General features: G+C 50.2%; 23 protein-coding genes. 20 read left to right on the forward strand and 3 right to left on the reverse strand.

Features of this window, described 5'->3' with window-relative positions:
- Nucleotides 1–13 precede the first annotated feature (13 nt).
- The 8 genes from EDM56_RS16195 (at nucleotide 14) to EDM56_RS16235 (ending at nucleotide 7,605) form a co-directional block, all read left to right on the forward strand.
- On the forward strand, nucleotides 14–868 hold the full coding sequence (locus EDM56_RS16195) for a carbon-nitrogen hydrolase family protein (protein WP_183192469.1): 855 nt from the start codon (nucleotides 14–16) through the stop codon (nucleotides 866–868).
- Between the two features lie 29 nt (nucleotides 869–897).
- Entirely contained in the window at nucleotides 898–1,821 is a 924-nt protein-coding gene (locus EDM56_RS16200; RefSeq protein ID WP_122918916.1) for a carbon-nitrogen hydrolase family protein, read from the forward strand.
- A gap of 54 nt (nucleotides 1,822–1,875) precedes the next feature.
- Complete coding sequence (locus tag EDM56_RS16205; RefSeq protein ID WP_122918917.1) at nucleotides 1,876–3,219, forward strand: APC family permease; 1,344 nt, start codon at nucleotides 1,876–1,878, stop codon at nucleotides 3,217–3,219.
- Between the two features lie 614 nt (nucleotides 3,220–3,833).
- Nucleotides 3,834–4,028 (forward strand): hypothetical protein, encoded by a 195-nt coding sequence (locus EDM56_RS16215; protein WP_122918919.1) that lies wholly within the window; start codon nucleotides 3,834–3,836, stop codon nucleotides 4,026–4,028.
- 230 nt (nucleotides 4,029–4,258) lie between these two features.
- Entirely contained in the window at nucleotides 4,259–5,563 is a 1,305-nt protein-coding gene (locus EDM56_RS16220; protein WP_122918920.1) for an ATP-binding protein, read from the forward strand.
- Nucleotides 5,564–5,719: 156 nt separating this feature from the next.
- A complete protein-coding gene (locus EDM56_RS16225) occupies nucleotides 5,720–6,697 on the forward strand; it encodes a cation diffusion facilitator family transporter (RefSeq protein WP_122918921.1) in 978 nt (325 codons plus the stop codon).
- Nucleotides 6,698–6,731: 34 nt separating this feature from the next.
- On the forward strand, nucleotides 6,732–6,911 hold the full coding sequence (locus EDM56_RS16230; protein WP_122918922.1) for a hypothetical protein: 180 nt from the start codon (nucleotides 6,732–6,734) through the stop codon (nucleotides 6,909–6,911).
- 166 nt (nucleotides 6,912–7,077) lie between these two features.
- Complete coding sequence (locus tag EDM56_RS16235) at nucleotides 7,078–7,605, forward strand: GNAT family N-acetyltransferase (protein ID WP_122918923.1); 528 nt, start codon at nucleotides 7,078–7,080, stop codon at nucleotides 7,603–7,605.
- A 66-nt stretch (nucleotides 7,606–7,671) separates the two neighbouring features.
- Here the strand turns inward: EDM56_RS16235 and EDM56_RS16240 are convergent, their stop codons facing one another.
- Nucleotides 7,672–8,931: a MerR family transcriptional regulator gene (locus EDM56_RS16240; RefSeq protein ID WP_122918924.1), complete on the reverse strand. Its 1,260-nt coding sequence runs from the start codon at nucleotides 8,929–8,931 to the stop codon at nucleotides 7,672–7,674.
- Nucleotides 8,932–9,175: 244 nt separating this feature from the next.
- Between EDM56_RS16240 and EDM56_RS16245 the strand changes: the two genes are divergently transcribed.
- The 3 genes from EDM56_RS16245 (at nucleotide 9,176) to EDM56_RS16255 (ending at nucleotide 13,484) form a co-directional block, all read left to right on the forward strand.
- Complete coding sequence (locus EDM56_RS16245) at nucleotides 9,176–10,249, forward strand: ABC transporter substrate-binding protein (protein ID WP_122918925.1); 1,074 nt, start codon at nucleotides 9,176–9,178, stop codon at nucleotides 10,247–10,249.
- 25 nt (nucleotides 10,250–10,274) lie between these two features.
- The gene (locus tag EDM56_RS16250) at nucleotides 10,275–11,909 is read left to right on the forward strand and encodes an amidohydrolase (RefSeq protein ID WP_183192470.1); all 1,635 of its coding nucleotides are present in this window, start codon (nucleotides 10,275–10,277) and stop codon (nucleotides 11,907–11,909) included.
- 306 nt (nucleotides 11,910–12,215) lie between these two features.
- A complete protein-coding gene (locus EDM56_RS16255; RefSeq protein WP_246009408.1) occupies nucleotides 12,216–13,484 on the forward strand; it encodes a stalk domain-containing protein in 1,269 nt (422 codons plus the stop codon).
- Nucleotides 13,485–13,540: 56 nt separating this feature from the next.
- Here the strand turns inward: EDM56_RS16255 and EDM56_RS16260 are convergent, their stop codons facing one another.
- Entirely contained in the window at nucleotides 13,541–13,750 is a 210-nt protein-coding gene (locus EDM56_RS16260) for a hypothetical protein (protein ID WP_122918926.1), read from the reverse strand.
- Nucleotides 13,751–13,947: 197 nt separating this feature from the next.
- Between EDM56_RS16260 and EDM56_RS16265 the strand changes: the two genes are divergently transcribed.
- The 6 genes from EDM56_RS16265 to EDM56_RS16290 all read left to right on the forward strand — a co-directional run bounded on the left by EDM56_RS16265 (nucleotide 13,948) and on the right by EDM56_RS16290 (nucleotide 21,409).
- Nucleotides 13,948–15,330, forward strand: a complete 1,383-nt coding sequence (locus EDM56_RS16265) for an L-cystine transporter (protein ID WP_122918927.1) — start codon at nucleotides 13,948–13,950, stop codon at nucleotides 15,328–15,330.
- A 279-nt stretch (nucleotides 15,331–15,609) separates the two neighbouring features.
- Nucleotides 15,610–16,254 carry a DUF2306 domain-containing protein gene (locus EDM56_RS16270; RefSeq protein ID WP_122918928.1) on the forward strand — a complete coding sequence of 215 codons (645 nt, stop codon included), beginning with the start codon at nucleotides 15,610–15,612 and terminating at the stop codon, nucleotides 16,252–16,254.
- Between the two features lie 108 nt (nucleotides 16,255–16,362).
- The gene (locus tag EDM56_RS16275; protein WP_246009409.1) at nucleotides 16,363–16,854 is read left to right on the forward strand and encodes a MarR family winged helix-turn-helix transcriptional regulator; all 492 of its coding nucleotides are present in this window, start codon (nucleotides 16,363–16,365) and stop codon (nucleotides 16,852–16,854) included.
- Nucleotides 16,851–18,578: an ABC transporter ATP-binding protein gene (locus tag EDM56_RS16280; protein ID WP_122918929.1), complete on the forward strand. Its 1,728-nt coding sequence runs from the start codon at nucleotides 16,851–16,853 to the stop codon at nucleotides 18,576–18,578. The genes EDM56_RS16275 and EDM56_RS16280 overlap by 4 nt, the downstream gene beginning before the upstream one ends.
- Nucleotides 18,575–20,464, forward strand: coding sequence for an ABC transporter ATP-binding protein (locus EDM56_RS16285; RefSeq protein WP_122918930.1), 1,890 nt, complete (start codon nucleotides 18,575–18,577; stop codon nucleotides 20,462–20,464). Before EDM56_RS16280 ends, EDM56_RS16285 begins: the two co-directional genes overlap by 4 nt.
- A gap of 177 nt (nucleotides 20,465–20,641) precedes the next feature.
- On the forward strand, nucleotides 20,642–21,409 hold the full coding sequence (locus EDM56_RS16290) for an ABC transporter ATP-binding protein (protein WP_246009410.1): 768 nt from the start codon (nucleotides 20,642–20,644) through the stop codon (nucleotides 21,407–21,409).
- A gap of 157 nt (nucleotides 21,410–21,566) precedes the next feature.
- On the opposite strand, the gene EDM56_RS16295 is transcribed toward EDM56_RS16290, so the two are convergent.
- Nucleotides 21,567–22,469, reverse strand: coding sequence for a LysR family transcriptional regulator (locus tag EDM56_RS16295; RefSeq protein WP_183192471.1), 903 nt, complete (start codon nucleotides 22,467–22,469; stop codon nucleotides 21,567–21,569).
- A gap of 113 nt (nucleotides 22,470–22,582) precedes the next feature.
- Between EDM56_RS16295 and EDM56_RS16300 the strand changes: the two genes are divergently transcribed.
- The 3 genes from EDM56_RS16300 to EDM56_RS16310 are packed head-to-tail and all read left to right on the forward strand — an operon-like array spanning nucleotide 22,583 to nucleotide 25,442.
- On the forward strand, nucleotides 22,583–23,611 hold the full coding sequence (locus tag EDM56_RS16300) for an aliphatic sulfonate ABC transporter substrate-binding protein (protein ID WP_122918932.1): 1,029 nt from the start codon (nucleotides 22,583–22,585) through the stop codon (nucleotides 23,609–23,611).
- A gap of 23 nt (nucleotides 23,612–23,634) precedes the next feature.
- The gene (locus EDM56_RS16305; RefSeq protein ID WP_122918933.1) at nucleotides 23,635–24,639 is read left to right on the forward strand and encodes an Ldh family oxidoreductase; all 1,005 of its coding nucleotides are present in this window, start codon (nucleotides 23,635–23,637) and stop codon (nucleotides 24,637–24,639) included.
- Between the two features lie 17 nt (nucleotides 24,640–24,656).
- Nucleotides 24,657–25,442 carry an ABC transporter permease gene (locus tag EDM56_RS16310; RefSeq protein WP_122918934.1) on the forward strand — a complete coding sequence of 262 codons (786 nt, stop codon included), beginning with the start codon at nucleotides 24,657–24,659 and terminating at the stop codon, nucleotides 25,440–25,442.
- The last annotated feature ends 121 nt before the right edge of the window (nucleotides 25,443–25,563 follow it).

Below are 25,563 nucleotides of genomic sequence, written 5' to 3' on the forward strand. Positions count from 1 at the left end.
AGGGGGAGAAAAGGTGAGTAAGTATTTGAATGTGGGCGTCATCCAGATGAGCGTATCGCGGGATAAAGCGACGAACCTCAAGCGAATTGCGGAGAAAGTACAGTCATTGATGGACAGCTTCCAAAAGCCGGAGTGTATTGTCGGCGTAGAGGGCGGCATCGGTCTTTCCAGCCCGGAAACCATCCCTGGTCCGGCAACCGACTTTTTGTGCGAGCTGGCTAAATTGCATGGCGTTTATCTCGTTGCCGGTACCATGCTGGAAACAAGCGATGAGTTGCAGGAGGGGGAGTATTACCACTCTGCTCCCGTGATTAATCCAAACGGCGAAATTATTGCTGTATATCGCAAGCTGTGCCCGTTTACACCTATGGAAGCGGAGGTTGTGCCGGGTAAGGAGTACGTAGTGTTCGACATCGCGGAGAAGCAGGCTAAGGTCGGGGTCATGATTGGGTATGATATGAGTTTTCCTGAAGTGTCGCGAAATCTGACATTAAGCGGGGCGGAGATTCTTATCCGCTTGGCAAGTGATATTGATCCGCTTTACGAGCTGTATAAAGAGTTTCCCATCGCTCGGGCAAGCGAGAACCAGGTGTATTTTGTCTCCGTCAACGCAATCGGTCATGGTGCACACGGGACAGCCTATGGCCACTCCATGATTGCCAGTCCGGAAGCGTTTAAATTGTGGGAAGCAGGGAGTAGCGAGAGCTTTTGTACGCTGACGCTTGATTTGGAGCTCGTGAAAACATGCATGGAGTATGGCACGTATTACAAGGATCAGATGATTAATCACCTTGGTCATTTTAACCCGCCAATGCCCTACGCTGGTCGACTTTCGGAAGCACCTTTATACAAAAAACAACGCACATAATGGTTCAAGAATGAAAAGGGGGAGCTCGAATGGGCAGATTTCTCAATCTAGGCATTATCCAAATGGCGGTTTCGACGAATGATCAAGAAAATGTAGAAAAAATCGAATCGATGGTTGAGATGCTGATGCAATCGTTTCACAAGCCGGAAATCATCGTTGGCGTTGAATTTGGCGCCAGCGTCTTAACTCCTGATACGATTCCAGGTCCGCTTACCGATTTTTTTGGGAGTCTTGCAAAAAAGCACGGCGTTTACCTCATCCCCGGCAGCATGCCTGAAAGGGTGGAGGGACTTCCAGAAGGGAGCTTTTACAATACTGCTCCGGTGTTTAACCCGCAGGGTGAAATGATCGCCGCATACCGCAAGATGTGCCCCTGGTATCCAGCGGAAGAGAGCGTTCCTGGACACGAGTATGTCGTTTTTGATATCCCGGAAAAGGATGCCACCATCGGGGTGCAAATCTGCTACGATATCACGTTCTATGAATTGTCGAGAAATCTTGCGCTTCAAGGCGCTGAGGTAATCATTAATCTCGCGATGGATCCGGATCCGCTCTATTTGCCATATCGAACGTTGCCGATTGCCCGAGCGGTAGAAAACCAGGCGTATTTTATTCATACTAACGGGGTGAGCAGCGGATTTGGCAGTTCGTTGTACGGCCACACGATGGTAGTGAGTCCCGAGGCGAAAATTCTTTGGGAAGGCGGCTCGGCAGAAAGTGCATGCACGGTCACGCTCGACTTGGATCTGGTCCGTACGGCGCGCAGCAAAGGAACAATGCATATGCATCCGCTCTTGAAAGATTTGAAGGAGTTCTCTTTACCCATGCCGTACAGCTCACAGCTAAAGAATGCCCCCGTCTTTCAAAAACTGACACCGCCTGCCTGCAACAAAGAAGAGTATCTGGACAAAGCCGCTCGATTCGGAATTGGAGACCTTCACAAAACGAAGTAACGATCGGGCTGAAGATTGGCGACGATGAAGTGTGAAAGCGAGGAGAATGGATGGATGAACAATACAAACGAACCAACGCTTAAACGATCTCTTTCCTTAAAATATGTTGTGTTTTTTGGCTTGGCCTTTATGGCTCCAACAACGCTATTTTCAACATATGGAGTCGCAGTTCACAGCACCAACGGGATGCTTTCGACCGCTTATCTCGTTGCCTTAATCGTGATGCTCTTTACAGCAAGCAGCTATGCGCAAATGGCGAGAGCCTTTCCGAATGCGGGTGCAGCGTATACGTTTACGCAAAAATCCCTAAGCCCTCATATCGGGTTTCTCGTAGGGTGGACACTCTTATTGGATTATGTGTTCAGCCCGATGATTAGCTCGTTGTTTTTAGGCATCGCCATGAGTGCCTATTTCCCTTCTGTTCCCATGTACGTTTGGATTATTCTCTTCATTGCGATTGTAACCACTGTTAATGTACTGGGGATTACGATTGCGGCCAAGTTCAATACAGTCATCCTGCTTATGCAATTTGGAACCTATGCCCTATTCGTAGTCTATTCCGTTAAGGGGCTTCTAAACGGTCTTGGAGCGGGAACGCTTTTTGCATCATTCCCGTTTATCGATGCAAAAGTGGAAATGACGAACTTCCTGTCTGTGATTCCGATCTTATGCTTTTCGTTTTTAGGCTTCGATGCAGTGACAACGCTTTCAGAAGAAACGAAAAACCCGCAAAAAGCAATACCTCGGGCGATTTTTCTGATTACCATTACCGGTGGCGTTTTATATATGATCGGTTCTTATGTCTTGCAAATGGTGTGGCCTGATTATCAATCATTTGCAAACCCTGAATCCTCTTATATCGAAATTGCCAGTTATATCGGGGGGAATTTTTTAATCAGCTATATTTTGGCTGAAGGAACCATGTCGTGTTTTTCTTCGGCTGTCGCATCAGGGACTAGTGCATCGCGCCTTTTATATGCAATGGGACGCGAAGGTGTACTTCCCCGCAAAATATTCGGATACCTCTCACCCAAATATCGCACACCGGTCTTTAACATCTTGCTTATTGGAGTCTTTGCCTTAACCTCTCTTTTTTTAAGCTTGACTTCAGCCGTTTCGCTGATCAGCTTCGGTGCATTTTTTGCTTTTACTTTCGTGAATCTTTCGGTGATTTTTCATTTTTATATTAAAAACAGACAAAGATCCTTTATGGGGACGATTCGCTACCTGATCGTTCCGTTAATCGGTGCTTCCCTTACCGGATACTTTTGCGGGGAATTAGATGCTCATGCCCTTATACTAGGAGCCGTTTGGTTGGGGATTGGATTTTTGTACTTGCTGAAGCTTACGAGACTGTTCCGACAAGCGCCTCCTGAGCTAGCTTATGAGGAGGCGTAAATAAAATACGGTGGTGGAAAGCACCCGCTTAATGAGGAGAAAGGGCTCATACGGCGGGTGTTTTTATTGAAAATTGATAGGGATTTTTAGAGCGGTGCTCTTTATATTCCGTGACATCGATGCGGTTGTGCCGCTGGCGATGTTTACGTTTCCGACGGTGCTTTTCATTGGTATTCCATTCTCATTTGCCATCGATCTCTTTATAAGGCCGCTGAGAAAGCAGCATAAGGCCATCGTTTTTTTGGTCGAAAGCCTTCTCTATATACTAGCTGGAATGGCAGCTACCGCGATCCTATTCTGGGCAATTTCCAGATCGTTTCGGAACGTAACGGGGGAGCAGAAACGGCACCGCGTATGTGTTTAAAGCGAGTCTGCCTGTATTTGCTTGACAACCAAACAATCAAGCAATGCGCGAGCAGGCCCAGCCTGCTCTTTTACTTTTGCGACCTTTTACAGGATACAGAATATTCCTGTGGTGTTGTATGATTGGTAGCGAATTAGGCTTTTGGACTGTATAGCGAGCATCTAGCAGGTTGAACCCAGCCAAATCCTTTAGTTGAAATTGGAGGGAAACGATATGAATCGCATTTATTTCGCTGGAAATCCGTGGCCGGATGGACACCGGATCAAGGCTTGAGTTCGTCCATTCCTTCCGCGCTGGTGTTCGGGACGTAGAGTTTGAAGGATTTTTGGTATCGGACGGAATGAGCGATGAATCAGCAAAGGTGGAGCTGCAGAAATTCGTGACAGATGTGGAGCGCTACACCTTGGTGACGAAAGGGTCTGCGCGTTATTGGGTGTGGAAGTGACAGAATCAACAGAATGAACATGCAATGAGGTGAAACAATGGATTACCAACAAGTGAGCAAGGAGCCTGCCCCATTTTCCATTTTGTAGCGCTCTTGCCCGGTTTAAATTCTTTCATTCGAGTAAAAAAAATCTATTAATTAGTAGCCCCTCTATTCTACAATATTAGCAGGTGAGCAAAGAGAAAAGAGCATTGCGGCCGGTTTATTGGATATTGATAGGGGGGTCTGCTATGATTGTTTACTTCAAAGATTTTTTGCTGAACACGTTCATTATTTTTTCCCCGCTTGTCTTTTATCCATTTATTTACCAGACAAAGGAACGTCCGCGGCTCTACCGATTTTTGGTCGGATGCATGTTTTCCGTTGCCATCGTTGTGACGATGTCCTTTCCGCTTATCGTGAAGGGAGTCACGTATGATTTTCGCTCCATCCCTCTGACGGTCGGATGCTTGTACGGGGGCCCGATCACCTCTGCCATCCTGTACTTTATCGTCACTTGCTATCGCTGTGTACTGGGGCAACCGTCGAACCTGCTCTATGCGCTCGCTCTTTTGCCCAGTTTGGTCATCGTGCAGCTACTGTGGAAAAAATATCAGACCAGCAAGCCGTACCAAAAGATCGTCATCGCGGTTTTTTTGTGCACAACGATGAAGCTCATGTCTTTTAGCATTTATCTTTCGGTAACCAATCGGCTGGACCTGCTCCTAAACAGCGTGCCAGAGACAATCGTCAGCTATGCGATTCAAGGCCTTCTGGTGGGAATATTCGTCTTTTGCATGGAATTTTTAATGCGGTATTACCATATGCAAGAAGAGATGGTGCGCAGCGAAAAAGCCAAAATCGTCAGCGAAATGGCCGCGGCGGTCGCTCACGAAATCCGCAATCCGCTGACAACGGTACGCGGGTTCATCCAATTGCTGGGAGCGGAAGGAATCAGTGCTGAAAAGCGTGGATTTTATCAAAAAATATCGCTCGAAGAATTGGATCGGGCACAGATGATCATCACGGATTACCTTTCCTTAGCAAAGCCTGATCCAGAAATCGTGGAATTCATTCAGATTCAGGATGAAATCCGCTATCTATCAAATGTGCTGCTGACCTATGCCAACTATAATAATTCGCAAATCGAAACGAATATCGCTTTGGATGAGGATATGCAAATCGTGGGCGACCGCCACAAATTCAGGCAAGCGCTGATCAATATCGGCAAAAATGCGATTGAGGCTTTGCAAGATGGCGGTTCCCTCACCATATCCGCGAAGAAACGCGAGGGGATGGTGGTTATCGAGATTCGCGATACCGGTGTCGGTATGACAGAGGAGCAGATCCAGCGTCTCGGAACACCATACTACTCGACAAAAGAAAAAGGAACCGGCTTGGGCACAATGGTTTCGTTTACGATTATCAAAAAGATGAATGGCACGATCACGATCAAGAGCAAGCCGGGCAAAGGAACGCTGTTTTGCATTCAATTCCCGCATGCGTATGCCGCTGTCGGCAGCATGGAAGAAGTGGCTGCAGGGAAAGAGCAGTAGCTGGTACACAAAAACTGAAGAGGCTTTCATTTACATATAATAAAGCTCAAGATATCCGATACTATTTGTATCAGACTCTTTTCACTGGAATCATTTTCCCTTATTGTGAATGAAGTGACGAAATAAAGGAATGTGAATTTGTGCAGGGGGGCATCAATGGGATCGTTTTGGCAGTTAGTGAAAAAAGGCAATACTTCATCTGCGGCAGCAGCTATCGGCAACGCGGCGCTTGCCGTGGTCAAAGGGGGAGCGGCGTTGTACAGCGGGAGCGGAGCGATGTTTGCGTCCGCGATGCATTCGGTAGCGGATGCGGTTAACCAAAGCTTCGTGTTCGCCGGCAGCGTTCTTGCTGAACGCCAGCCGACACAGCGTTTTCCCACCGGGTTCGGACGGGTGATCAACCTGTTCTGCATGGTGGCAGTGATTGTCGTGACAGTCATGGCGTATGAGACGATCCGAGAAGGGTTCCATCTTCTGGCCCATCCGGTACAATCGAGCCACTTCCTGATTAACCTGATAGCGCTTTTGCTTGGTATCGGCGTAGATGGCTTCATTTTGATCAAAGCGATGAAGGAAGTCGTCAAAGAAACGCGTGTGGAAGCGCACGGCATCGGCGTCATCGCAGCTGCATTCAAAAACGTAGGTCGGGCAGCGCCACCGACGCGACTTGTCTTTTATGAAGATCTTGTCGCGACTTCGGGAGCCTTGCTGGCGTTGATTGCGGTCATCGTTTCAACGTTTACCCCGTTTCAACTGCTTGACGGGGTTGCCACGATTATCATCGGGCTGTTGATGGTGGGGGTCGCCTTTAAGGTCGGCTATGACAACATGGTTGGCCTGATCGGGGTGGCGGCTCCGCGTGAAATTGAAGACCGGGTCGCCGCGATCATCTTTAGCGAGCCAGCTGTCACTGATATCAACCGGCTGCGCATTTTGCAGGAAGGCCGTTTTTATCACGTTGAAGGTTATTTGGAACTGAAGCCTGGCATGACGCTTGCCGATGCAGACGACATCAAATTCGGCGTCCGTGACAGGCTGTTGGCTGATCCGGATATTAGCGATGTGATTTTGGGAATCATTGAGGACAACGGCGTCCAGGATTGGAAGCAGGCGGAGCCTGTGACGACACCATAACGAGGAACATGCCAAGACAAGGAGAGGGATCAGCATGAAAGTGACACTTGCGAAGGAATTGTTTCCTAAAGCGTTGAAAGTGGGCGATAGCGTGCCTTTTTCTGAGCACGGCATGTATGTTGGGAACGGCAAGGTAGTCGGAATGACCGACACGCATTATGAGGTAGAATTGGATAACCGTGTGACTGAAAACGTCGATCGGATCAGCAAATAAGAACAGCCCGCAACCCGTAAAGCATCTGGTGTTGCGGGTTTTTTCTTGCGTAAAACGGGAGGATATTTATTCCATACACAATGATGTTGCTAATTCATACCAATCAATTATAATGGGAATATATGTTCCTGTGTCAAATAATTCGGAAAGTGGGTGGGTGTGAAAGATGTCCAAGCAATCGGATTCCTTTCAGATACGAATTGAGCCCTGGGCGGATGATAACTTAGATCTACTGCGTGGTACCAATACACAAGAAATGACAGATCACCTAGGCGGGCCTGAGACGGAGGAGCAGCTTGTTGCTCGCCACAACCGATATTTGGAGATCAACAAAGCTGGGATTGGACGTATGTACAGCATCGTGTTGCTCCCGAATCGCGTCGAAGCTGGCAGTATCGGATATTGGGATAAAATTTGGCATGGTGAGACGGTGTATGAAATGGGGTGGAGCGTTTTGCCTCAATTCCAGGGCAAAGGCATAGCGGCTGCAGCAACCGCGACCGCCGTATCCCATGCCAAATCAGAACAAAAACACAGGTTCATCTATGCATTTCCATCTGTTGATAACCTGGCATCTAACGCCATTTGTAGAAAGAACAACTTCTCACTGCTCGGAGAGTGTGAATTCGAATACCCAAAAGGGAGCTTCATGCGGTGCAACGAATGGCGTCTGGACCTTACCACGACAACGTGAGATCAAGCGCAAAGACAAGCATAAGATAAGAAAATCCCGTCCATTAATGAGCGTGGACGGGATTTTCTATTTTCGTATCGTATCCGGAGAAGGAATTGCGATCCGCTCCGCTTGATACGAGGCCAGGTACAGCCGATCTTGGTTCAGATGGTAATCCAGATAGCGCCCCGGTTCGGTCAACGATCCCAGCTCTTCCCGCATGCAAGCGGAAAAGCCGTTGGCAAGCAGTTGATTGGCGATATAGTCCGGCTCGATATTTTGCGGATGGCTGTCCGGATAGAGCGCATGGAGGTTTTGCAGCGAGCGCGATTGATGCTGGTAGTACATATAGGTACCGAAAATCCGCGCGTCTTCCTGTAAATAAGGCAGCAAGTGCGCCAGCGGCCAGGAATTGGCGTACAGGGAAAAATCATTAAACGAGAGCGTATCGATGACAAGACTGATGCAGCCGTTTTGCAAGGGAAGCCGCAGGTCGTTGTTGACGATATAGAGCACCTGGAGCTTAGGATTGAGATGCTCAAGCTTTCCTTTCAGCTTTTTCAGCATCATCAGGCTGTTGGCAGTAAACACATAGAGCGTATCCGACGGCAGCTGGGCCAAGTATTTGGGCGGAAAAACGTAGACCTCGACATTGGTTTGCAGCATGATTTGGCGCGGTCCCATGTTTTGCTGAAGCGATGTGTAAATCCACTGGCTGCCTTTTTCCATCAGGCTGATCCAGCCAGGTGATAGCTCCGGGAAAATGTCCTGGTCATAAATGAAATAATCTTGCATCGGCGAAGCAGCCACCGAAGAGGTGAGCAGGATACCCTCCTTGATTTCTGCGAAATAGCCGCAGCGACAGTGAAGCCTCGCCTCCAGCAGATGCTGCCCGAATAAAGAAGCGTTTTCGACTGCGAGCGGCTGGTTGCACGACGGACAGGCGAGCATCGGAATGAACGACAACGGGACCCCTGTTTGCAGCGTGGGAGGAGCCAGCTTGCGTGTCGTCCGAATTTTTTCCTCCAGAAGGGCGATCGAACGATTGAGCTGGGAGCTTTCCTCCTGCAAAAGCTGTTTCTGCTCTTGCAGCAGGCCGACGAAATACTCCAAATCGTCATTGTCGGCGAACTGCGAGATGCGTTTGAACGACATGATTTTTTGGATATCCTGCATGGAGAAGCGCAGCTGCTTCAGTTCCAGAATCCAGTTCATGTCATCGACGCAGCCGTCATGGAAGCGGTATTGGGCATCCTGCTTGACTGGAATCAACAAGCCTAGCTCCATATAATAGCGGATGGTTTCGATTGTGACCGAAAATTGCTTGGCGAATGCGCCGATTCTCACTTTTTTACACGCCTCCCTTGCCTCTTAATTCTATTATACTAGAAACGTGGGGTTAACCCTATGTTTTTGTGAAAAAGCTGTCGATTAAGCGCTTGATGTGTAGATACATGCATCCGGTAAACTGGAGAAGAGAGCACATGGCGCTTATGAAATGTAAGTGCAAGAAAGCGCTTTCACATGAGGGGGACATGCTGATCGCTTGCGATCGCATGACAACATCGAAAACAGAAAGTGAGGATGTGGAATGAAAAAAATGGCAACCCGCACCAAATGGTTGGCACTTGCGCTGGCAGGGGTGCTTGCGCTTGCAGCAGGCTGCGGCAACAGCGCCGCACCAGCAGGCGAGGAAAGCAAATCGAAGGAATTGAACGTGTTTAACTGGTCTAATTATTTGCCTGAATCTGTAATCAAGCAGTTCGAGAAAGAATCGGGTATCAAGGTGAATTACAGCACCTACTCGTCCAACGAGGAGATGCTGGCCAAGCTGACTGCAAGCAATGGCGTCTATGACGTTGCGGTCGCGACCAGCTACATGGTGGATATCATGAGCAAGCAGCAACTGCTTGATCCGATAGATTTGAACAAGGTGCCGAATTTCAGCAACATCGGCCCGGATTATGTGAAGAAAGCGTTTGACCCGAAAAATGAATACTCCATCCCGTATTTGGCGGGCAACATCGTTTTGGCCGTCAACACGGATAAAGTGAAAACACCGGTTACAAGCTATGCCGACCTGTGGAAGCCTGAATTCAAAAACTCCGTTGTCGTTGTTGACGATATGCGCGGCCTGATCGGGATGACCAACCAAATGCAAGGCAAATCGATGAATGAGACGGACGATGCCGTGCTGCAAAAGTCGAAGAGCATGCTTGTCGACCTTTTGCCGAATATCAAAGCGTTTGACAGCGACAGCCCGAAAACGCTGCTGATCAATGGTGAAGCAACCGTCGGCTTAGTATATGGCGCAGAGGCTGCACTGGCACAAAAAGAAGTGCCGGCGATCAAAGCGGTTTATCCAAAGGAAGGCGTCATCCTGTGGATGGACAACTTCGTGATTCCAAAAGGTGCAAAAAACAAAGAAAATGCAGAAGCGTTCATGAACTTCCTGCTGAGACCTGAAATTAGTGCGGAAATTTCTAAAGAGATTCCGTATACGAACCCGAATATCAAAGCCCAGGAGCTGCTCGATGACTCGATCAAGAAAGATCCGATCATCTATCCGACGAAAGAAGACTTGCAGCGCGGGGAATATGCAGGCGATGTGGGAGACAAAATCTCGCAGCTCGACCGCATTTGGAATGAGCTGAAATCGCACTAGATCGATCAATAAGGAAGTGAATGGAATGGGAGATTTGCAAGGAAAGGTTGCCGATATTGTCCTGACGAGCAATGCGGTTTTCACCGGCTATGGGGATGCACCGAGAACGGGAGCGGTGGCGGTTGCGGGCAACCGGATTTTGGCGGTCGGAACAGAGGACGAGATTCGTCCATTGGTGGGACCAGAGACAAAGGTGCTGTCTTATGAAGATAAGCTGATCATGCCCGGGTTCCATGACTTCCACGTGCATGTGTTGCTGGGAAGCTTGGAACAGCAATGCATTAACCTGCTGTCGGCCAAATCGGAGGAAGAAACCGCTCAGATGGTCAAGGCGTATGCGGATGAGCATCCGGAGTATCCATGGGTAATCGGTTTCAGCTGGTACCATGTTCACTGGGATGAAAAAAAGCTGCCGCACCGCTCGACGCTGGACAAGTATATTCCAGACCGCCCGGTATTCTTGTTCAACGCGGAGTGCCACGGGGCGTGGCTCAACAGCAAAGCGCTGGAGCTGGCTGGCATTACGCGTGATACGCCAGACCCGCAGTTTGGCGAGATCGCGCGCGACGAGAACGGCGAACCGACGGGCTTCCTGTATGAAACGGCGATGGCGCTCGCCAAGCAAGCTTTCGAATTCCCGACCGAACGTAGGATCAGCCTTTTGCAAGGCTTCCTCGACCATGCGGCACAGCTCGGCGTCACCTCAGTAGGCGACATGTTCCCGCTGGTGACGATGGAGCTTGGCGATCTCGACATGTACAGACAGTTCGAGGAGATGGACCGACTGAGCGTGCGCATCCACTTTTTGACCGAGCTGGACGGCGATTTGGAAAAACCGCGGAAGCTGCGTGAAACGTACCGTTCCGAGAAGCTGCAGTTCGCCGGCTTGAAAAATTTCCTGGATGGCGTGCCGACGACGTATACGGGCTATTTGCTCGAGCCGTACGCGGATCGTCTCGATACATGTGGGGACACGCTCATTCCGAAGCATGTCATAGAAGACTGGACCGTACAAGCTGACCGCGAAGGCTTCCGCATCCGCTACCATGCATGCGGCGATGCGGCCGTTCGCCTGGGACTGGATTGCTTCGCGGAAGCGCAGCGGCAAAACGGGGCGCGCGATTCGCGCCATACGATCGAGCATATCGAAGTGCTGCATCCAGACGATCTGCCCCGCTTCAGTGAGCTGGGCGTGATTCCATCGATTCAACCGGAGCATCTGGCATCCGACACGTTTGCTGGACATACGTATTTGGCGCGTCTCGGCCCAGAGCGAAGCCGCCGTACCTGGCCGATCAACAGCCTGCAAAAATCCGGGGCAACGCTCGCTTTCGGCAGCGACTTCCCGGTTGTCGGACTCGATCCGATCACGGAGCTGTACCGCGCCGTGACCCGTCTGCATAACGACGGTCAACCGGAGGGCGGCTGGAATCCTGAAGAGCGGATCAGCATGGCCGACGCGCTGCGCGCTTACACGTCGGGTGCCGCTTACGGCAACTTCCGCGAGCACGATTTGGGCACGCTGGAAGCCGGCAAGCTCGCCGACATCGTGGTGCTCGACCAAAACCTGTTTGCTGTAGAGCATGAACGAATCCGCGACACCAAAGTCTCCCTTACCATGATGGATGGCAAGATTGTCTATCAGAAGGAAGAAGAGTAACCATTTAAAGCTAACTGCCGTCCTATTATTTGGGACGGCAGTTTTTTTAATGTTTGCAAGAAAGGAAGATGGAGATTTTTACTGCAGCAAAGGGATTTGGTCAAGAAAGTGGAGCAAAAAGCTTTTACAATGCCCGTTCACCCCGCCCCCCAGCAGGCATTGTAACCGCTTTTGCGTAACTTTCTTGACCAAATCCCCTCACCTCCACTACAGCAAAAAAAAGCCAATTCAGCCTGCTCTATCTATGATAAACTGATTTCGATTGAAAAAAGAGAGAGACAAGCGACACAAGGAGAGGGCAAGACAATGAAAAAACGTATGTGGAAAAAAGCGATGCTGGTGCTTTGCAGCCTTGTTTTTTTAGGCAGCGCACCCATTTCACCAGCAAGTGCACAGGCGAAAACAACCATCATGCTGGACGGCTATCCGCTCAGCTTCCCGATCGAGCCAACCAACATAAAAGGGTACAACATGGTGCCGTTCCGGGCAATCGCAGAGGCGATCGGCATCACGGTCCAATGGGACGGAGCGACCAGCACCATCACGGCGAGCAAGCAAACGAGCCAAAAAGCGACCACAGTCGTGCTGCAGCTGAATAATCCGGTAGCGACGGTGAACGGCGTTCCCGTCCAGCTACCGGTAAGTCCGGTGGAGCAGAAAGGCTACACTCTCGTGCCGCTCAGCTTTTTCAGTCAGCAGTTCGGGGCCAATGTGAACTGGAACGGCGCCACCAGGACCGTCACCATTGCCTCCCCGCAAGAGGAGCTCTACACCATGGGATTTTATGCGATTTCCTCCTTTGCAGAGCGAACGCTCATCCCAAGCTTTGATTCGATGGCATTCGGCTGGAGCCGAATCGACGCGGATGGCAATGTGACTGTAAGCGGTAAAGACTTTTATTGGCCGCAAGCGGCGGGCGACACGACGCCGGAAGGAATTATTGATACAGCCGCTGCCCAGGGGACAGCCCCTTTCCTGATGGTATATGCAGGGGATGCGGCAGGAGAGCTGACCAAGCTTTTGGAAACGAAAGACCTGCGTGACCGTGCGATCCACAACATCGGCAAGCTTGTGGAGGAAAAACGTTTTACCGGGGTTGTCCTCGATTTCGAGGGACTGGGGATGAATGACGACAACCCGAAGGTTAAGCAGAAATACAACGAATTCGTAAGTCAGCTTGCTGCTGAACTGCATCCACGCGGCATTCAGCTTGCCTTGGCGCTGCATCCGCAAAATGGGGCGTTTAAAGGCTATGATTACGCAACGCTTGGGAAAATCGCCGATCTTATCGTCGTGATGGCGTACGCATACGAGAATGAAAAGCAGCCTGAGCCGTTGAACCGAGTCAATGAAGCGATCAAGCTCGCCATCGGCCAAGTGCCGAAAGACAAGCTGCTGCTCGGGATTTCCATGGGCAGTGAAAATGCGCAGTCCGTCAACAGCAAGATCGGGCTGGCCAAGCGGTATGGTTTAAAAGGAATCGCGCTGTGGCGGCTCGGTTTGATCGGGCAGCCGGCCATGGCCGAGATGCAAAAAAGCGTTCAATGGAAAGGCGCTGTTCACGTGAACCAATAACTGAAGATCCATGAAGAAAGGCATGTACTCCACCAGGAATACATGCCTTTTTTTACTTATTGCATGCCACGGCGGATCGGCTGATGACGCATGTGGTGCTCCATCATTTGCCGGTGATGGTGCGCCCGCATCCGGTGAAAATGTTCCTGCTCGGCTAAGCTGTGAAAGCGATGACGATTCTGCTCGTGCATCCGCATGGTCCTGAAGTGATGGGCCATTGTCATATGATGATGCATACGCTGTCGGTGAAATTCAATAGGATCCATTAAAGAGCCTCCTCTCGTTATCGTTGCAACTTGTTTATCGTATGAAAATCGGCTGTGACATGCATAGACAAAGAACACGGAAAAAAACTTTTGTTGAAGAAATGTATTAATCCTACTTGACGGATAGGAATTATCATATTTAAATAAGGATATACAAAAGAGAGATCATTACGTTAAGGAAGTGGAGGGGAACTCCGGTGGCACCATTGCTCATACTGGTAAATATCATTTTCATGCTCGCCCTTATTGTTGGTTTGTACGCTTTGCAAAAGAAACATGTGTCGTTCTCTAAGCGTGTGTTCATCGCACTCGGGGCAGGTATCATTTTCGGGCTGGTTCTTCACAGCGCCTACGGCAAGTCCGATGCGCTGAAAACGTCCATTGACTGGTTCAACATCGTCGGCAACGGCTATGTCAAACTGTTGCAAATGGTCGTCATGCCGCTCGTCTTCGTATCTATCGTTTCGGCTTTCACCAAAATGAAGCTGACACAAAACATCGGGAAAATCAGTACGCTGGTTATCGCTCTGTTGGTTGGAACCACCGCTGTCTCGGCAGCAGTCGGGATCACAAGCGCGTATACATTCAATTTGCAGGCAGGCCAAATCACGCAAGGCGATACGGAAACCGCCCGCGCTGATGCGCTAGTCAAGAAAATGGAAGGTATTCAAGACATGACCTTCCCGCAAAAAGTCGTCGAACTGCTACCGGCAAATCCATTCCAGGATTTTACGGGTGAACGTGCGACATCGACCATCGCGGTCGTCATTTTTGCCGGATTCATCGGTTTGGCTTATTTGGGCGTAAAACGTAAAAACGCGGAGCAAGCCGCGCTGTTCGCCAGCATGATCGATTCCTTGTACGCGATCGTTATGCGTGTGGTTACGATTATCCTGCGTCTGACGCCATATGGTATTTTGGCGATCATGACGCGTGTTGCGGCAACAAGCGATTACAATGCGATCTGGAACCTCGGCAAGTTCGTCATCGCTTCTTATGTGGCATTGATCGTCGTTTTCATTATTCATCTGCTGTTGCTGACACTCGCAGGACTTAATCCTGTCACCTATGTGAAAAAGTCGCTTCCTGTTCTCACATTTGCGTTCACATCGCGTACGAGCGCAGGGGCCTTGCCGCTCAATGTCAAAACGCAAAAGTCTCTTGGTGTTCCTGAAGGGATTGCCAACTTCGCCGGATCGCTTGGTCTGTCGATTGGCCAAAATGGTTGCGCAGGTGTATATCCTGCGATGCTCGCCATCATGATCGCGCCGACTGCAGGGATTGATCCGTTTACACCGACCTTCATCTTGACCGTAATCGCGGTTGTTGCCATCAGCTCCTTCGGGGTCGCTGGTGTCGGCGGTGGAGCAACATTCGCAGCTCTCCTGGTGCTTTCCACTTTGAATCTGCCTGTAGGCTTGGCAGGTCTGTTGATCTCGGTTGAACCGCTGATCGATATGGGCCGCACTGCCTTGAACGTCAGCGGAAGCATGACGACGGGTATTCTCACCAGCAAAGCGACAAAAGAGCTGGATACGGCAGCATTCCATGAAAACAATGAGCAGGCTGTGGAAGCGTAAGCGACCATACGCCCAGCGTAATAACGAAACAGGCAAAAACAAAATCCCAGCCGTCTGTGCATGCAGGCAGGCTGGGATTTTTTTGTACAGATAAGAATATATAAAATTCTTATCCAGTATAAGCGCAACCCCGGCTCCGCCAAAAAGCATGGCATAGCCAGGTTTTCTAATGACAACATTTAAGAAATTTTTTCGATTTGCATAAGGGGTGCGTAAGATCTGGTGGCTACCATGGTGAAAGAAATTCGGTACGGCATATCGTGAGGGGGGAAATATGGGATGGAACGAAAAAAAGGGACCATCGGCAAAATTTTACTCATTGCAGTGATTGTGATCGTCGGGCTGGTTGCCGCTGCACCTTATGCGACGCTCGATCCGGCACTGAGCAGGATCAAGCTGGACCCAGGGTATCCGCTGCATTACCCGCTGCTAGTGATTCACATTTTTACTGCACTGATCGCGCTGTTGACAGGGCCGTTTCAATTTTCGGAGAGATTGCGCCAGACCCGGATGTCGCTGCACCGGCTTTTGGGCAAAGTGTATTTGGCTACTATCTTGATCAGCAGCGTAACGGGGCTTGCCGTTGCTTTTCACGATGCGAGCTTCACCAAGCAGATGGCGTTCGTCACATTGTCAGCGCTATGGTTGCTGACGGCGTGGCGCGGCTACCAGACGATCCGAAAGGGGGATGTGGCAGGGCATCGCGTCTGGATGATGCGCAGCTACGGAATCACGCTTGTGGCGGTTACTGCGCGGCTTGTTGTGCCCGTGTGCATCCTGTTCTACTTGGCGGCGAAAGGACTGCCGGGAACCGATGGGATTGCCCAGATGATCGATGCCATTCTGCAGGTCAACATCTGGCTGGGGATCATTTTGAATATGGTTATCCTGGAGTGGAGCCTGATTCGAAAAGCAAACCGATAGGATAAAAAACGATTGACACCAGCGTGATCACCTCCATATAATTAGTTTGCTTAAATAATTGTATTACAAATTAGTTGCAAACCTAATTATGTAGTTGAGGTGGAAAACATGTCTTTGGATCATCATCCAACAGCACAAAAGCTGCTGCAATCTCTCATGCAATTCCGTAAAGCATCATGGCAATTGCGCTCGATCGAAGGATGCAAGCCGAGCGAGATCAGGGTGCTTTTTTGTATTCACAAAAATATTTCCCCGGAAAATCCGGTCATGAAAGTTTCGGACATCAGCAAGCGTCTGCAGGTGACTTCACCGACGATCACCCAGCTGATCAAAAGTCTTGAAGCGGATGGGCTAGTCGAACGTAACATCGATCCAGCCGATCGGCGTGCCGTCGGTATCAAGCTGACGGAATTCGGGGAGGCGGTCACGAAAAAAGCGAAAGACGCGCTTCACACCCGAATGAACGGCCTGATCGAGTATCTGGGGGAAGAGGATAGCAACCGTTTGTCTGAGCTGTTGCAAAAAGCATCGGGCTATTTTCAACAGCGCGAGGCGGGGATTGATCACGTACGGATACAAGGAGGTGAGGAAGACGTATGATCAAACTTTTTCGTTTGCTCCAGCCATACCGATTGCAGGTGGCTGTGATCTTGCTGCTGATTTTTTTGCAATCATTCGCCGAATTGTTTTTGCCGACCTTGATGTCTGACATCGTTGACATCGGCGTGGTGAAAGGGGATATTCCATACATCCTCAAAATCGGCGCCTTCATGCTGCTGGTCGCGGCAGCGGGTGCACTCTGTTCGGTTGGCGCAAGCTTTTTGTCAGCCAAGTCTACAGCTGGGTTCGGCAAAATTTTGCGCAGCAAGGTGTTTTCGCGCGTGGAAAGCTTTTCACTGCATGAAGTGGATAAAATCGGCACGGCTTCGCTGATCACGCGTACGACCAACGACATCACACAGGTGCAGCAAGTGCTGACGATGATGCTGCGCATGATGGTCATGGCGCCGATGATGTGTATCGGCGGCATCGTCATGGCCGTCACCAAAGACGCCAAGCTGTCTCTCGTCTTTGTCGTGGTCATTCCAATATTGGTCGGAGCGATTTTTTTGGTGGTCCGTAAAGGAATTCCGCTGTTTAGGATTATGCAGGGCAAGCTGGACAAATTGAATCTAGTCGTGCGCGAAGGGCTGATCGGGATTCGGGTGATCCGCTCCTTCAACCGGCTGGACTATGAGAAAAAACGCTTCACGGAAGCTAACAGCGGCGTGACGGATACGGCAATCAAAGTCAACAAAATCATGGCTGCCCTGATGCCGACGATGATGCTGGTCATGAACGTCTCGATCATTGCGATCGTCTGGTTCGGTGCAATCCGCATCGATAACGGGCACATGCAGGTGGGCGATCTGATGGCCTTCATCCAGTACGCGATGCAAATCTTGTTTTCGCTGATCATGGTGTCGATGATGTTCGTGATGATCCCGCGCGCGCAGGCATCTGCCGTACGGATCAACGAGGTACTCGAGATGGAGCCGGACATTACGGATTCTGCAGATGTGAAGGAAGTGGGGCGCTCCCATGGCCTCATCGAGTTCAAGGATGTTGTTTTCAACTATCCGGGCGCTGAAAAGCCGGCGTTGTCCGGCATCTCCTTTACCGCGAAGCCAGGAGAAGTAACGGCGATCATCGGCGGGACCGGTTCAGGCAAAACGACGTTGATCAGCCTGATTCCGCGCTTCTATGATATCGACAGCGGCAGCTTGCTGGTGGATGGCGTCGATGTGCGCGAGATGGCACAAGACGCGCTGCGCCAAAAAATCGGCTTCGTGTCGCAAAAAGCGGTTCTGTTCACCGGAACGATCGCCGATAACATCCGCTATGGTAAAAAGGCAGCGACAGACGAAGAGGTGTGGCATGCCGCCAGCATCGCGCAGGCAAGCGGGTTCATCGCGGAGATGAAGGACGGCTACGATTCAATGATCGCGCAGGGTGGGACCAACTTGTCCGGCGGGCAAAAGCAGCGTCTGTCGATTGCGCGCGCCTTGGTCAGAAAAGCGGACGTCTATGTCTTTGACGACAGCTTCTCTGCGCTCGATTTCAAGACGGACGCCTTGTTGCGTCGGGCGCTGCGTACGGAGACGGCGGATTCGACCGTCATGATCGTGGCCCAGCGCGTTAGTACGGTAATGGATGCCGATCAAATCATTGTGCTTGATGAAGGGAAGATCGCAGGCATCGGCACGCACAAAGAGCTGATGTCCAGCTGTGAGGTTTATCAGGAAATCGTCTCTTCACAGCTTTCGGAGGAGGAGATCGCATGAGTGGACCACAACGAAATCAAGGGATGGGCTTTGGCCCGCCAGGCAGAGGTCCGGGCGGCGGTCCGATGGCGATGTCCATGCCGGTGCAAAAAGCCCGTGACTTCAAAGGTACCTTAAAGCGTCTCAGCCGCTACCTGAAGCCGCGCAAATATCAGTTGGCCGCTGTGCTCTTTACAGCGATCCTCAGCACCGTATTTAGTATCGTCAGCCCCAAAATTATGGGAACAGCGACGACCCGGTTGTTCGACGGGATCATGGACAAAGTCAACGGCGTGCCGGGTGCACATATCGATTACGACTATATCGGACAAATCATTTTGATCCTCGGCGGATTGTATGTCGCGAGCGCGCTGTTCGGCTATTTGCAGCAATATTTGATGGCGGGCGTTGCCCAGAAAACGGTATACGACTTGCGCAACGAAGTGAACGACAAGCTGTTCCGGCTGCCGCTTTCGTTTTTTGACGCACGGCCGCACGGAGAAATATTGAGCCGTGTCGTCAACGATGTGGATAACATCAGCAATACGCTGCAGCAAAGCTTGACGCAGCTGATTACCTCGATTGTCACAATCCTTGGCGTCATCATCATGATGCTGACGATCAGTCCGCTGATGACGCTGATTCTGGTGATCACTCTGCCGGCTAGCTTCATGGTGACAAAAGCGATCGCCAAACGGTCGCAAGGATATTTCGTCGGCCAACAAAAATCGCTGGGCGAGCTAAACGGCCATGTGGAGGAAATGTACACCGGCCACCGCATCGTCAAAGCGTTCGGCCATGAGAAGGAATCGATCGAGACTTTCAATAAAATCAACGACAAGCTGTATGATTCCGGCTGGCGTGCCCAGTTCATTTCCGGGATTATCATGCCGCTCATGTCGTTGATCAACAATATCGGCTATGTTCTGGTTTGCGTCGTTGGTGGCGTGCTCGTCACGCAAAACGCGATCAAGATCGGGGACATCCAGGCGTTTATCCAGTATGCGCGCCAATTTTCCATGCCGATCACGCAGACAGCCAACATCGCCAACATCATCCAGTCGACGATCGCATCCGCAGAGCGGGTGTTCGAGCTATTGGATGAACTGGAAGAAGTGGCCGAGGCGGATGTGCCTGTGACTGTTGAAGCGCCGCGTGGAGACGTGCGTTTCCACGATGTCACCTTTGGCTACAAAGCAGGCGAGCCGTTGATTGAAGGGATGAACATCGACGTCAAACAAGGGCAAACCATCGCCATCGTCGGACCAACCGGGGCGGGAAAAACCACGTTGATCAACCTGCTGATGCGTTTCTACGAGCTAAACGACGGCAAGATCACCATCGATGGTATGGATATCTCCGAGATGAAACGCGGGGAGCTGCGAAGCTTGTTCGGGATGGTGCTGCAGGAGACGTGGCTGTTTAACGGAACGATCCGGGAAAACATCGCGTACGGACGAGCGGGCGCAACCGATGAAGAGGTCGTGCAAGCCGCTAAAGCCGCACACGCGGACCACTTCATCCGCACGCTGCCGGATGGCTATGAGACGATCCTCAATGAGGAAGCCTCCAACATTTCGCAAGGCCAAAAACAGCTGCTCACCATCGCGCGCGCTATTTTGGCGGACCCCGCGATCCTCATTCTCGATGAGGCGACAAGCAGCGTCGACACCCGCACAGAAGTAGCGATCCAAAAAGCGATGAACAGCTTGATGAAAGGCAGAACCAGCTTCGTCATCGCCCACCGCCTCTCCACCATCCGCGACGCCGACCTGATCCTCGTCATGAACAAAGGCAGCGTCATCGAAAAAGGCAACCACGAAGAGCTGCTCGCCAAAGACGGCTTCTACGCCGACCTGTACAACAGCCAATTCGCAGCCGCCAACCGGGAAAAGGAAGTCGTGTAATTGCAACAAAAGTGTAGAAAAAAAGAGGTCGAGCAGCAAATGGGGTCAGTCCGCTGCTCACCTCTTTTTTTCATGTTCCTTGACTTTTGCAAAAACTTGCATTACTCTTTCAAATATTGATGACTATTCACATCGGAATTATATGGTTTTATTTCTTAAAACATGAGGTGAGCACACGTGTCGACTGTAAAAATACAAAATGTGAACAAATCATTTTCATCGAAAGAGCGCACAATCCAGGTGCTTAACGATATTAACCTGGAAATGAAGCAAGGCGAATTCGTCGCCATCATCGGTCCAAGCGGCTGCGGAAAGAGCACTTTGCTCAAAATTATCGCGGGCCTTGACACCGAGTACCAAGGTTCGGTCCTGCTTAACGAGCAACCCATCACGAGGCCAAGCATTGAAAAAGGATTCATTTTCCAGGAGCATCGTCTGTTTCCATGGTTGACCGTCGAGAAAAATATTGCCGCCGATTTGTCATTGCGAAAGCCAGAGGTACGAAAAAATGTAGATGAAGTCATTGAATTAGTCAAATTGACCGGCTTCGAAAAAGCGTATCCCAAGCAGCTATCCGGCGGTATGTCCCAGCGGGTAGCCATCGCTCGTGCACTGATGCGTCGTCCCCAGGTTCTGTTGCTAGACGAGCCGTTTGGCGCTCTGGATGCGTTCACACGCAAGCATATGCAAGAGACGCTGCTGGACATCTGGAGCAAAAACAAGATGAGCATGGTGCTTGTCACCCACGACATCGACGAGGCCATTTTCCTCGCAGATCGCGTTGTCGTCATGGGCGCAAAGCCTGGTATCGTGAAGCAGCTGATTCCGATTCATTTGTCACATCCGCGCACGCCAACCGATACCTCTTTCCATGACTATCGCAGACGCATTCTGAACGCCTTAAATGATCACGAAGAAGTAGTTGAGCTCTCCTATTCGATCTGAATACAGCTGTTGGAAAAACCGATTTACGAGGCGTAGATCGGTTTTTCTTCTCGTGTAAGAATTTATAAGAGCTCGCGCTTATAAATTCTGGAGCGCTAGAAAAGCTCACCTAAAAGAAGAACCAGCTTCTTGAACGGACTTCGATTAGAAGTTTTTCTTATGACAATAAGCTGATTTCTCTCGTTACATGCTTCAACAGGTCGCTGTGTGCTTTTGAAAAATGCTCTTTCTTGGATCGGGCGCAGCCCAGCTTGACGACGTGTTCTTCATCGCCGACCAACGGCACCAGCACAATATCACCATTTACCAGAAGCGGGTCTTTTTTGAGACTGAATTCAATAAAAAGCCCGATGGCCTCTTCCTCCGCGATCGTCCGCTTCAACACCTCCAGATTGTTGGAAGTAAAGATGACATTCACCCGCCCATATTTGTCCTTGAACTTTTTCATATAGGGATTGGAGTAGCTCCCATTCATATTGACGAAGGATTCACTGATGATTTCTTTTGGAGTAATGCTTGTCTTAGTAGCGAGCCAGGAATTTTTGCTGGCGCAGACAACCGTGCGCGATTCAATCAAGGACGTTACCGATAGACCTTTCATGGCGTCACTCTGGTCGTTATGGAAATAGATCAAGCCCATATCCGTCTTGTTTTGTTTGATATCCTCAATGATATCCTCCGAGTCTTTCTCGACGATCTCCAGGCGCACGTTCGGATATTCATGTTTAAAGGATACGATCGCTTTCGGCAGAACAGCCGTAAAATTCGGGCTAACCGACAAGCGTACAATCGTATCAACGAAATCTTGAACTTGCATTTCATCTTTGATCTCCTGGATTTTACGCAGAACCTCTGTTGCCTTTTCAATGATTGTTCGCCCACGTTCAGTTGGTATCGTCCCCATTCTCCCGCGCGTAAACAATTCAAATCCAAGCTCGCTCTCAAACTTGACGACTGCCTTGCTGATTCCAGCCTGAGAAATGTGCATATTTTCGGCGGTTGCGGAAATTGAGCCTGTCTTTGCAATATCGACGATATATTCCAACTGCTCAATGTTCATCTTGCACTCTCCATATAAACTATAAGTTATACTTCTATAATTCATAGTTATTTTACTAGTTTAGTCGGGTTTAGTAAAGTGAAACTACTACACGAGGAAGAAGGGTAATTCAGATGAAAAAATTAAGCTTGTTTGGCCTGTTATCCATCTTAAGTCTTCTGTTTGTTTTGATCGTTGGCTGCAGCAAAACGAATGAAAGCAGCGAAAACAAGACCACTTCCACATCCACACCACAGGAAGTTACCGTAAACATCGGTGTTCAGCATGCCGTTGCGCCTTTGGTGCTGGCGCAGCAGAAGAAAATGTTCGAAGAGGAATTTGCCAAGCATCAGGCAAAAGTCAATTTTGTTGAAGTCCAAGGCGGCCCTGCGCAATTCGATGCCATTCTGGCAAATCGCCTTGATTTAGCCGTTACGGGAAATACGCCGGTCATCACCGGACAGTTGGCAAACATCCCTTTTAAGGAAATTGCGATCGGTAGCACCGGTTCGAAAAACGTTGCCATCTTGTTGCCAAAAGGAAGCTCCATTCAAAACATTGAGGAATTGAAAGGGAAAAAAATTGCGGTGGCAAAAGCGACAGCTGCCTATGATATTTTGTTCCGCTTTTTGGAGAAATCCGGGTTGAAAGCATCTGACGTCGAAATCATTCAGCTTTCCCCAGATGAAGCAAAAGCCGCTTTCGTCGGTGGATCTGTGGATGCTTGGAGCATCGGCGAGCCTTACCTTTCGACCGCTGTTGTGAGTGACGGTGCAAAGGTTTTGGCAGACGGTTCCATGATCAACTATATCAGCCCAGCCTTCCATATCGCCCGCACCCAGTTTGCGCAAGAGCACCCTGAGCTTGTTACAGCTTATCTGAAAGTTCTCGTCAAAACGTTGGAATGGCAAGAGCAAAACCTGGATGAGGCCGTGAAGATTTATTCGGAAGGAACGAAGCTCGGCCCGGATGTTGTGAAATCCGTCATCAACAATGTGAAATTCGCAACGCTCCCTGTTTCCGATGAAACAGTAAAAGCTCAGGGAGAGCTTGCACAGTTTTTGTTTAACGAAAAAGCCATCAATAAACTGGTCGATCCATCGCAGGTCGTGGACAACTCGTTTATGAACAAGGCGCTGGAAGAATTAAAAAACAATAAGTAATGAGATGGGAGTGAACGTAACGAATGGGTACCGTTACAATCCGTATCGATGAAATCAGGGAGCTTGCCAAGCAAGTGCTGCTTAAAGCCGGGGCGACAGAGCGCGAAGCGCAAATCGTCGCGGAAGATTATTTGGATGCCGATTTACGGGGCCGTTTCTCCCATGGCCTGACTTATTTCAAAAATGCGGTCCAAGCGTTCGAAGGAAAAGGTACCTACGAGGCTGGAGCTTTCGACGGATCATATCTTCACATCAAGGGAAACAGCGACCTGGGACATATCGTAGCACGCGAGGCCATTGACGTAGCGCTTCCCGTTTTACCAGATCGCAAAATCGTCACCGTCGGTCTGTCTGACATCACCCGCTTCAATTGCCCGGGAATTATCGCACGATACGGAGCCCAGAGAGGCGCGATTACGCTCGTATTTGCGTATGGCGGCACGAATGTCATTGCGCCACCGGGAGCGAAGGCCGTTGCCGTTAACAATACGCCGATCGGCATCGGGATTCCTCATACGGATCCGTTGTTCGTACTGGATATGGCGACATCTGAACGAGCATGGGGCCATATTACACTGGCCAAATACAACCAAGTAAGCATTCCAGGCACGTGGGGTCTCGATCAGGATGGCCGTTCGACAACGGATCCTGCACAGGTCAAAATGCTCAGCCCGGTTGGCGGGTATAAAGGCTTTGGCTTGGCTTTGGCCCTTGAGATTTTGAGCGGTGCCCTGGTTCAGGTGCCGATCGGTTCCAAAGGGCCGGGTAAAAGCAGAGGCGCGACGATTCTGCTGATCGACCCAACGATCTTCGGACATACGGTGGAATCTTTCCGTGACCAGGTGACCGGCTTCTTGGGGGAGCTGGCCGTCGTTCCAACTGTCGATCCTGACTCTTCGATTACCTACCCTGGTCAAGCCTCAGATCAACGTTATAGGGAAGCGATGGAGGCTGGCGTCATCACGCTTCACCATTCGGTCATTGATTACCTTCAAGAACAACTGCGAGCAAGCGAGACATCAGACTGATGAATGAGGGTTGATCCATGCAAATCATGAAAGCTTATTCGAAATATATATACGGGATTGTTTTGCCCGTGCTGATTCTCGCCGTCTGGCAGTGGATTGGCGTCATGCAGCTTCTACCGCCGCAAATGCTCCCGACACCGCTTGCCATCGCCGGGACATTTGTGGACCTGTCCATCAATGGCATCTTGCTGGACAATCTGTCGATCAGCGTATATCGCGCAGCCATCGGTTTTGCCATTGGTGGAGGCCTGGGCCTCTTAACCGGCATGCTGGTCGGTTTTTATCGCAAAACCGAATATACGCTGGACCCTACCTTGCAAATGATCAGAACAGTGCCTCATTTGGCCATCATGCCCTTGTTCATTTTATGGTTTGGATTCGGCGAGTTTTCCAAGGTGCTGCTGATTGCAAAAGGGGCATTCTTTCCGCTCTATCTGAACACCTTTCTCGGCATCCGCGCAGTGGATTCCAAACTGTTCGAGGTTTCACGCGTGCTTGAGTTCAGCAAGTTCAATCAGGTTACAAAAGTCATCCTGCCTGCAGCGATGCCGAACATTTTGCTGGGCGTTCGCCTGTCGCTCGGCATGGCGTGGTTAAGCCTGATCGTCGCCGAGCTGATGGGAGCGAACGCGGGAGTAGGCTATATGATCTCCGATGCGAGACAGTTCGCACAGACCGATGTCGTTTTTGTCGGCATTGTGATCTTTGCTGTCGTTGGTAAGCTGACGGATTCTCTGGTGCGCAAGCTCGAAGATCGGCTCCTGCGCTGGCGGGATAATTATAACGGTTCGGAAATCGGTTGATTTTAATGACCTGACGCGACTAAAAAACCTTACATCGGAAAAATGATCCGAGGTAAGGTTTTTCTCTTCGGCGCTTCCTGCGACGACGATTTACCTTATTCTTATTTTCAATTCTCGAAGC

The sequence above is a fragment of the Brevibacillus fluminis genome (assembly GCF_003710825.1).
GTDB lineage: Bacteria > Bacillota > Bacilli > Brevibacillales > Brevibacillaceae > Brevibacillus_D > Brevibacillus_D fluminis.

Bases quoted from the DNA above. Each gene is read 5' to 3' on its own strand.
- EDM56_RS16200 (WP_122918916.1), top strand. From the start codon at position 898: ATGGGCAGATTTCTCAATCTAGGCATTATCCAAATGGCGGTTTCGACG.
- EDM56_RS16205 (WP_122918917.1), top strand. From the start codon at position 1,876: ATGAACAATACAAACGAACCAACGCTTAAACGATCTCTTTCCTTAAAA.
- EDM56_RS16215 (WP_122918919.1), top strand. From the start codon at position 3,834: ATGGACACCGGATCAAGGCTTGAGTTCGTCCATTCCTTCCGCGCTGGT.
- EDM56_RS16220 (WP_122918920.1), top strand. From the start codon at position 4,259: ATGATTGTTTACTTCAAAGATTTTTTGCTGAACACGTTCATTATTTTT.
- EDM56_RS16225 (WP_122918921.1), top strand. From the start codon at position 5,720: ATGGGATCGTTTTGGCAGTTAGTGAAAAAAGGCAATACTTCATCTGCG.
- EDM56_RS16230 (WP_122918922.1), top strand. From the start codon at position 6,732: ATGAAAGTGACACTTGCGAAGGAATTGTTTCCTAAAGCGTTGAAAGTG.
- EDM56_RS16235 (WP_122918923.1), top strand. From the start codon at position 7,078: ATGTCCAAGCAATCGGATTCCTTTCAGATACGAATTGAGCCCTGGGCG.
- EDM56_RS16245 (WP_122918925.1), top strand. From the start codon at position 9,176: ATGAAAAAAATGGCAACCCGCACCAAATGGTTGGCACTTGCGCTGGCA.
- EDM56_RS16250 (WP_183192470.1), top strand. From the start codon at position 10,275: ATGGGAGATTTGCAAGGAAAGGTTGCCGATATTGTCCTGACGAGCAAT.
- EDM56_RS16255 (WP_246009408.1), top strand. From the start codon at position 12,216: ATGAAAAAACGTATGTGGAAAAAAGCGATGCTGGTGCTTTGCAGCCTT.
- EDM56_RS16260 (WP_122918926.1), bottom strand. From the start codon at position 13,750: ATGGATCCTATTGAATTTCACCGACAGCGTATGCATCATCATATGACA.
- EDM56_RS16270 (WP_122918928.1), top strand. From the start codon at position 15,610: ATGGAACGAAAAAAAGGGACCATCGGCAAAATTTTACTCATTGCAGTG.
- EDM56_RS16275 (WP_246009409.1), top strand. From the start codon at position 16,363: ATGTCTTTGGATCATCATCCAACAGCACAAAAGCTGCTGCAATCTCTC.
- EDM56_RS16280 (WP_122918929.1), top strand. From the start codon at position 16,851: ATGATCAAACTTTTTCGTTTGCTCCAGCCATACCGATTGCAGGTGGCT.
- EDM56_RS16285 (WP_122918930.1), top strand. From the start codon at position 18,575: ATGAGTGGACCACAACGAAATCAAGGGATGGGCTTTGGCCCGCCAGGC.
- EDM56_RS16295 (WP_183192471.1), bottom strand. From the start codon at position 22,469: ATGAACATTGAGCAGTTGGAATATATCGTCGATATTGCAAAGACAGGC.
- EDM56_RS16300 (WP_122918932.1), top strand. From the start codon at position 22,583: ATGAAAAAATTAAGCTTGTTTGGCCTGTTATCCATCTTAAGTCTTCTG.
- EDM56_RS16305 (WP_122918933.1), top strand. From the start codon at position 23,635: ATGGGTACCGTTACAATCCGTATCGATGAAATCAGGGAGCTTGCCAAG.
- EDM56_RS16310 (WP_122918934.1), top strand. From the start codon at position 24,657: ATGCAAATCATGAAAGCTTATTCGAAATATATATACGGGATTGTTTTG.